Below are 7,350 nucleotides of genomic sequence, written 5' to 3' on the forward strand. Positions count from 1 at the left end.
AGGATCACGACTCGGTTTCGCCCCCAGCCCGTACAGTAGTCGATTTTGTCATTCCCCCACCGCGGAAGAGATAGCATTTGAAAGCGGGTGCCAGCCTGGACATTGGCGATGGCACAAGGACAAGCCGGAGGCACTAGTTCCGATGAAGCTGAGACTTAGATTATCACCAAGATGCAGAAACGGCGCTGTTGCCAGCGCCGTTTTGGTGCACCACACGCGTGGAATCGGCCCACTTCGACTGGCGCTGGCGGGAGCGACCCGCTCTGGCTCTGCTGGCGTGGGAAGCCTTGGTCGCGATCCGATGATGAGGCTATGCCGCAACGAACCGGAGTCAATTGGAATAAACACTTAAATTTAGGGCAGCAGCTTTGACAGGCTGCGCCGTTGTCGCCAGAAAAGAAACAGGTCACTAGCTACGAAGTTGCAAACCCGACTCACTCAGCCCTGTCTGGCTCAGTTACAGACCCCCTCAGATTGGCGCCAAGCCGCAGTCTTCAAGACTGCCAAAACGCCACCGCATCGACGCGATTGATCCGCAACGGACATAGGTGGAAATTTCGGTCGAGAACATTGGGTCCTCGGGCCTGGGAATTGTCGTCCCTATCGCCTGCCCGGGGAAACTTAGCATCAGCGGGAACCGCGGCGCCAGATGCGGCTCGCGCGGGACGCCCGGACTGGTCGCGGGCGAGGCTTGACTGCAACTCCACGAGATCCGTGAAGACGTCGGCCTGGCGCCGCAGTTCGTCGGCGATCATCGGTGGCTGGCTCGAAATCGTGGAAATCACCGTAACGCGGACGCCGCGTCGCTGAACTGCCTCGACAAGGGCGCGGAAATCTCCGTCGCCGGAGAACAGAACCATCTGGTCGATTTGATCGGCGAGATCCATGGCGTCCACGGCCAGTTCGACGTGCATACTTCCTTTGACCTTGCGGCGACCGCCGGCGTCCGTGAACTCCTTCACCGCCTTGGTGACTACGGTGTAGCCGTTGTAACTGAGCCAATCTGTTAACGGGCGGAGCGAGGAATATTCCTGATCTTCGATGACTGCCGTGTAGTAGAACGCGCGCAGCAAAGAATCACGTCCTTCAAATTCTTTGAGGAGGCGCTTGAAGTCGATGTCGAAGCCGAGCGTCCTCGCGGTCGCGTGCAGGTTGGCGCCATCGATAAAAAGCGCGATGCGATTTGATTTGGACGACATCGATGTTGACCAGCGCACTATTTGCAAACAGCGGCGAAGCGCGTTCTCGCCTCAAGCTCTGGTTGGCTTGAATTGGACAATAAAATTTAGATTGTGGCGGCATTCTACCAGAATTGAGCAGCAAGTTATGCCCCATTACTTTAAGGTTCAAATTGTTTTTTGTAAGGTTTCTGCCGACTTACCGAAGATGAGGATATGAAGGGCCGGAATGCCACCGCATCAATTGCCTATCTTTGGAACTCTGTTGCAAAAGCGTGGTCGTGTATGGAGATGGAGCGCGCCGAGCCTCTGCCAGATACAAAGCTAACAGAGCGCTCTTCCTGATGTTACTCTGCGCTCCTTACTCATGCGCTCCTTACTCATATGTCCATCTGCGTAACGGCGACAGTAGAGCGGACAGCCATTCTGGTCGCTCACATTCCAGCATTTTGCCCACGTGCGCGAGTATCTCAGGCCGACTAGGATGTCTGATCGTGGCCCCTTTTGAGACATGCCCGCCTATCCTGAGAATGTCCGTTCACCGGGGTAGACCGGAAGTCGCCGTAGTCCGGCCAAACCGACGCGAATGACCCAAATCGGAAGTTAGCCCTCCGTACCGCGGCAATACGCATACCATCAGTGGGGCGCTCGCGTCCCTGGAGGTAGGTTGGATTGGCTTTGTCGCTGAGCAGCGGATAATTCGCACGGCCGCCCTGGCCTCGTCAAATCTTCCAAGAAGGGTCAGGGCAGCAGCAAGAGCGAAATGCGAATTGGAATTTGGGTTGGCCTTGATACCACGACGTAGCCAAGCAACAGTTTCCGCATCGGCTCAAAGCCGCAATTTGGTAAGAGCAGTATGGTGCATTGCCACATAAGCATATATATATATGCATATCACGAGGAGAGCACCGAAAATCCGGGCTATCTGTTCAGCGAGCAAAGAAGCCCTACGCTCGCTGATTGTTTTGTGCGATGCGCGGACTTCAAGGGTAAGCCCATGAACATTCCATCGAGTGCATCAAATATTTCGCTGAACGGTGAATTTCCGGATTTGTCGGACGAGTCCATTAGCGAGTTAGTCAGCTCGATTAATCGCGTCGGATATGGAGTTGTTTCGGGTTATTTGGAGCAGCGCGAGCTTGATCAGCTTCGCACCTTCGTGGAAGATTCAGTTCGGGGCGTGGGCAACCGGTATGTCTGCTTCACAGGATGTGCAGATTTGCCAGGCACCCCGCTTGAGCGAATGGCCAAATCCCAGGTATTCCGACGGCTTTGCACCCGCGTTTATGAACGCGCGACAGGAAATCAGGCCCCCGATCAGCCGTACCACCAGATTCTGCGTTGTCTGACCGGCTCCTCGGGCCAGCAACACTCACTCCGGTTTCACTATGATTCCTATGTCCTAACCGTCTTGCTTCCGATCTGTGTTCCGGAAGGACGGCGCTCCGGCGAACTCGTCATGGCTCCAAACGTTCGCCTTGTCAGAACATGGTATGCACAAAACCTGATTGATAAATTACTGATCGACAATCCGATCACACAGTTTCTGCTGAAGCGTTTGACGGAAGCGCGTTCTTCGCATCTGGTCCGACTTAAGATGAAGCCGGGTAACCTCTATCTTTTCTGGGGCTATCGCTCCATCCACACCAACGAGCCTTGCGACCCCGACAAGATCCGCGCGACCGCTCTATTCCACTATGTCGATCCGCACGCTGGCAGCCGTCTAAAGCGTGCCTTACGTGGGTCCGGGCCTTTTTGAGTCGCCCGTATTGCTGCCTGGACAGAACCGTATGCCGCCGCCAAGGCAAAAGCTGCTCAGCGGCTCATCACAGTTATTTCACCGTAATTGTTTCGCGTTACGTGTGGTGGCTTCGTCCGCGGCGCGAGACGCGAGCGTGCTTCGGCGGAGTATGGATCTTGGCGGCAAGCAAGGCGCTTGTGGGACACCCTGAGCAAGCACGAGCGGCGGTTGACCGGCTTCTTCAGGTCGATCCCGCGGTGAGATTTCAAATCTCAAGGACCGTATCTCACCCTTCCCGGTAGATTTTGCCAAATACCGCAGATGATCTGCGTAAAGCCGGACTGCCTGAGTAATCGATCCGCGTGTCGCCTATTGGCACCTTTGAGACATGCTCGCCTATCCTGAGAATGTCCGTTCACCAGGGCAGACCGGAAGTCACCGTGGTCCGGCCAAACCGACGCGAATGACCCCTAGCCGACTGCGGGTTCCAACGTAGGTTGGGCAACACTCTTGTTGGAAGGGCGCTGATTTTCCGACGAAATCATACGCCTCTTAATCAACGGCTCTGTCGGAACTGCATCCTCACTTAGGGCACTCACCCAATGCATGTGGAGCGACTGTCTTTGAGCCGAGCACCAATCACTGCGAGCGAGCTGTCAGGGCGCCCGCACCTTGATGCCGCCGAGGGCCTTAGCGGCTCTGGCGAAATCCTGGTCAAAGCTGACGAAGGCCTCACAGCCTTCCGCCTTGGCCAGATGCAGTCCATCCGCAAAGTCCACGCCCTGCCGCATCCAGCCCAATGCCTTCGCCGCGGCGGTAGCATCTTCCAGACTCGCGCGCGGCAGCCCCGCGAAATCGGAGAGGGCCTTGGCGCACTGGGCAGCGGAAAACCCATAGACGCTCCGCAGCACCCACTCGGTCTCTAGCAGGACTGTGGTGCAGACGAAGACGTCATTGTTGTCGATTAGTCGGCGTGCCCGGGCAGCCTGTCCGGGATCGTCGCCCACCAGATAGCGGACGATGAGATTAGTATCGATTGCGAGCATGCCGCCGTTTCGCCTCGGCGGCGATCCCTGCCTCCATATCCGCGATCGACTTTGCCGGCCCCTTGTAGGATAGGGAGCCGAATACGTCTTTCGGCCGGGTGGACGCAAAAGCGGGCTTCGCCTTCAGCAATACGCCCTCGGGGGTATCCTCCACCATCAGTTCCGTTCCGGCAGGCCAGTGCCGCTGTTCTCGGATCGCCTTGGGCAATATCACCTGGCCCTTGGTCGAGACGGTGGTGGTCATCTTCTGCTTGGCGGACATGGCAGCTTCATCCGGTAAGACAAAAGTAAGATAATCGGGCTTGGGCCGGATGGCAAGGTCTATCCATGTCACTTGATCACGATAGCCGACTGGCGCTGTTCGCTCACTGCGTTGTCCTGACCGTCAATGCAGTTAGATTGCTGTGGGACCGTAGGCCCCGGGGCGATTGCGACCGCGGATCGTCTGGCGGAAGCCGTCTCGCTCGACATGAACGGGCATTGGCGGTCCGCGCAGACCTATCTCGGACGCGTCACCAAGGCACGCATTCTGGAAGCCGCGCGGAAAGGCGTAAGCTACGAGGCGGATAGCAAGAGGTTCGACATGGCGCGGCCGAGCAATTGCTGGTCCCGACGGATTGGCTGCCTGCCTTGCTAAGGACGGCTAAGCCTGCCGCTGAATAGGCCGATATGCCGACAGTAGAAGGCAGCGATACTTACTCGCAGGCTGCAGAGTGAATTCCAGCCGGAGCCGCGTTAGCGGCCCCGGCTGACTGCCAAGAAATTCGGCCGCGCCTGTCCGGCGCGCGCCGATCCAACGGGCGGCAAGGCTGCACTTCGCTTAAGCCCTCCCGGTGAAGCAGGCGCAATCCCTCGGAGATGCCCCGTTTGTCGCTGGCATTGGTGTGATCACCGCGTTGCCGACCTCTGATCGGCGAGGCGAGGTTTTCGCAAATGCTCCATTGTCGGACGATTACGAACCCTTGGATTGTCTTTCGGCGGGATTTGCCTCGGGTTGCTTTCGATTCCCTGCGATAGAATACGAAAGCGTTTGCTTGCGTTTGCCCCGACGCGCCGTCATGGCCGATGACGCGCATCAGTCAGCATATACTCGACCGGTCAAGCTGCGTCCTTGTGCTGAGGCGCTACCGGCAGCCATGGTAGTCTCCGTCAGTTCGTTCATGGCTCGCGACCAACGCAACCTCGAATGGGCTGATCAGGCCCGAGGGCCGGCCAAAGGCCTCGATCGCCTTCCCGCAACGGCTCCGCCTGCTTTTTTCCCCTGCCGCGAAGCGGCATTCCTCGCGGGAAGTAAAAAAAGCAGGCTCACGCCGTTCTCCGCTGACGCTGCGAGCCCAAGGGCTGCGGGCCGATCGCTCCCCGGGCCAAGGATCGCCATCGAGGCCGCGATGGGCGCAGCCCGAGCAACAAACGGAGACTACCATGGCTACCATCGGCACCTTCACCGCGTCGGACAACGGTTTCATCGGTTCGATCAAAACGCTGACGCTGAACATCAAGGCAAGGTTCGCCCCGTCCGAGAGGGACAACGACAAGGCGCCCGACTATCGCATCTTCGCCGGCGTCACCGAGTTCGGCGCCGCCTGGAAGAAGACTGCCCGCGACAGCGATCGCGAGTATCTCTCGGTCAAGCTCGACGATCCGACCTTTCCGGCACCGATCTACGCCTCGCTGGTAAAGATCGAGGGCGACGAAGGCTTCACCCTGATCTGGTCCCGCCGTAACGGCGACTGATCCCTACGGGGTCACTAGCCCCGTCTCTCCGGAGGCGGGGCTTCTTTGTGTCTCTGGCTGCTCTGCGTTGAAGCAAAAGGGAGCATTTCTTATTTGAAGGGCAGCTAAGGGCTCCGCCCTCGCGCGGGCAAGGGTGAAGCACGCCGTGCGTGCCGGCCGGACGGGTTTCCCCGGTCTTCCGCGCCGCAAAAGGATCTTCATGGATGATGTGATTATCAGGCGCGTGCAGACGCGCGCGTAGTCGCGCGCCCTTGTCAGGCGGGTGATCCCCCTCCGCGTCCAGCCGCCCTTGCCCTTGCACCCCAGGTCTCGCCGACGGGCAGGGTTGCAGCGCAGCGCTGCGCTTCAACCTCAGCCCAAAGGAGAAAGACCATGAACATGATGACCCTGTCACAAAGCAACCAGCCTGTTTCCGGTGGCTTCCGTGTGGACGTATCGCGTGGCCAGCGCATTGGCCGTGTTTCCTCGGAATGGTTTACGCGCCCCGATGACGAACGCTTTCTGAACCTTTCCGATCTGTACGAAGCCGTGCGGGGCAGGGCGGAACGCGCGCAGGCGCGGACGGTGGAAAGCCGGACCATTCGGGTGGAAGCGAGCCGGGATAGTTCAGAACGGCTTGCCTTGATGGTGCCGGGACGTGACGAACAGGTCATGCCAACGCATTGGAGTTTCGGCCAGTTGTGCACGCTGGTCGGCGCGCCAACCTCCTATTTGCGGCAGCTTCCCGCGGCCTTGTCGGCCATCAACCTGCAACACGGCTTGCTTTCCCATCGCGCCGAACTGGTGAAAACCCTGGAAGGCGATAACGGGCGCGTCGAGCTTCGCGCCGTGACCGGACCGGATTACGGCCGCATCTGGGATCATGAACTGGTCGCCGCCGTTATGAAGATCGCAGGCAATGGCACTGGCGATACACGGTGGAAAGTCCCGGGTGTGATGGATTGGAGCACGATGACTCACAATCCGTTTGTGGATGTCACCAAGGACACGACGACCCTCTACGCCAGCGACCGCGATGTCTTCCTGTTTCTGGTCGATGACACACATCCGATCGAGGCGGGCCGGTTGTCGGACGGTTCGCCGGATTTGTATTTTCGGGGATTTTACTGCTGGAACAGCGAAGTCGGCAGCAAGACGCTCGGAATTGCCAGTTTCTACCTTCGCGCCGTCTGCATGAACCGCAATCTATGGGGCGTCGAGAATTTCGAAGAGATCACCATCCGGCATTCGAAGTTCGCAGCCCAACGCTTTGCGCACGAAGCCGCCCCGGCGTTGACCAGCTTTGCCAATTCTTCCCCCGCACCATTCGTTGCCGGTATCAAGGCCGCGCGGGCACGGATCGTTGCGCGGAACGACGAGGACCGTGAGAGCTTTTTGCGCAAAGGCGGGTTTTCCAAATCGGAAACGGCGAAGATTATCGAAACAGTCCTCGGCGAAGAAAACCGGAAACCCGAAAGCGTCTTTGACTTCGTGCAAGGCATCACAGCCTTGGCCCGGACCAAGTCCCATCAAGATGCGCGGCTGGAACTGGAGGGTAAGGCCAAGCGCTTGATGGAACGCGCTATCTAGAAAGCGGGCCGCGCAATCGGAGTCAATTGCGCGGCCACTTTCCATTTGCGCAGGCGCCCCAAGTGCGCCGCCGCCGATCCGG

Annotated in this window: 6 protein-coding genes; 3 read left to right on the forward strand and 3 right to left on the reverse strand. The window is 58.6% G+C overall.

Going from position 1 to position 7,350, the window contains the following annotated elements; all coding sequences use genetic code 11:
• Positions 1–494 precede the first annotated feature (494 nt).
• Complete coding sequence (locus CP49_RS25000; protein ID WP_082646231.1) at positions 495–1,199, reverse strand: LabA-like NYN domain-containing protein; 705 nt, start codon at positions 1,197–1,199, stop codon at positions 495–497.
• Between the two features lie 976 nt (positions 1,200–2,175).
• Between CP49_RS25000 and CP49_RS25005 the strand changes: the two genes are divergently transcribed.
• On the forward strand, positions 2,176–2,937 hold the full coding sequence (locus CP49_RS25005; RefSeq protein ID WP_057852837.1) for a hypothetical protein: 762 nt from the start codon (positions 2,176–2,178) through the stop codon (positions 2,935–2,937).
• A gap of 638 nt (positions 2,938–3,575) precedes the next feature.
• Here the strand turns inward: CP49_RS25005 and CP49_RS25010 are convergent.
• Positions 3,576–3,965 (reverse strand): type II toxin-antitoxin system VapC family toxin, encoded by a 390-nt coding sequence (locus CP49_RS25010; RefSeq protein ID WP_057852820.1) that lies wholly within the window; start codon positions 3,963–3,965, stop codon positions 3,576–3,578.
• A complete protein-coding gene (locus CP49_RS25015; RefSeq protein ID WP_057852821.1) occupies positions 3,946–4,227 on the reverse strand; it encodes an AbrB/MazE/SpoVT family DNA-binding domain-containing protein in 282 nt (93 codons plus the stop codon). The genes CP49_RS25010 and CP49_RS25015 overlap by 20 nt, the downstream gene beginning before the upstream one ends.
• Positions 4,228–5,387: 1,160 nt before the next feature.
• On the opposite strand from CP49_RS25015, the gene CP49_RS25020 reads away from it, so the two are divergent.
• Entirely contained in the window at positions 5,388–5,699 is a 312-nt protein-coding gene (locus CP49_RS25020; protein ID WP_057852822.1) for a DUF736 domain-containing protein, read from the forward strand.
• Between the two features lie 378 nt (positions 5,700–6,077).
• Complete coding sequence (locus CP49_RS25025) at positions 6,078–7,268, forward strand: DUF932 domain-containing protein (protein WP_197423225.1); 1,191 nt, start codon at positions 6,078–6,080, stop codon at positions 7,266–7,268.
• Positions 7,269–7,350 lie beyond the last annotated feature (82 nt).

The sequence above is a fragment of the Bradyrhizobium valentinum genome (assembly GCF_001440405.1).
In the GTDB taxonomy this organism is placed as follows: Bacteria; Pseudomonadota; Alphaproteobacteria; order Rhizobiales; family Xanthobacteraceae; genus Bradyrhizobium; species Bradyrhizobium valentinum.

Bases quoted from the DNA above. Each gene is read 5' to 3' on its own strand.
- CP49_RS25015 (WP_057852821.1), bottom strand. From the start codon at position 4,227: ATGTCCGCCAAGCAGAAGATGACCACCACCGTCTCGACCAAGGGCCAG.
- CP49_RS25020 (WP_057852822.1), top strand. From the start codon at position 5,388: ATGGCTACCATCGGCACCTTCACCGCGTCGGACAACGGTTTCATCGGT.
- CP49_RS25005 (WP_057852837.1), top strand. From the start codon at position 2,176: ATGAACATTCCATCGAGTGCATCAAATATTTCGCTGAACGGTGAATTT.
- CP49_RS25000 (WP_082646231.1), bottom strand. From the start codon at position 1,199: ATGTCGTCCAAATCAAATCGCATCGCGCTTTTTATCGATGGCGCCAAC.
- CP49_RS25025 (WP_197423225.1), top strand. From the start codon at position 6,078: ATGATGACCCTGTCACAAAGCAACCAGCCTGTTTCCGGTGGCTTCCGT.
- CP49_RS25010 (WP_057852820.1), bottom strand. From the start codon at position 3,965: ATGCTCGCAATCGATACTAATCTCATCGTCCGCTATCTGGTGGGCGAC.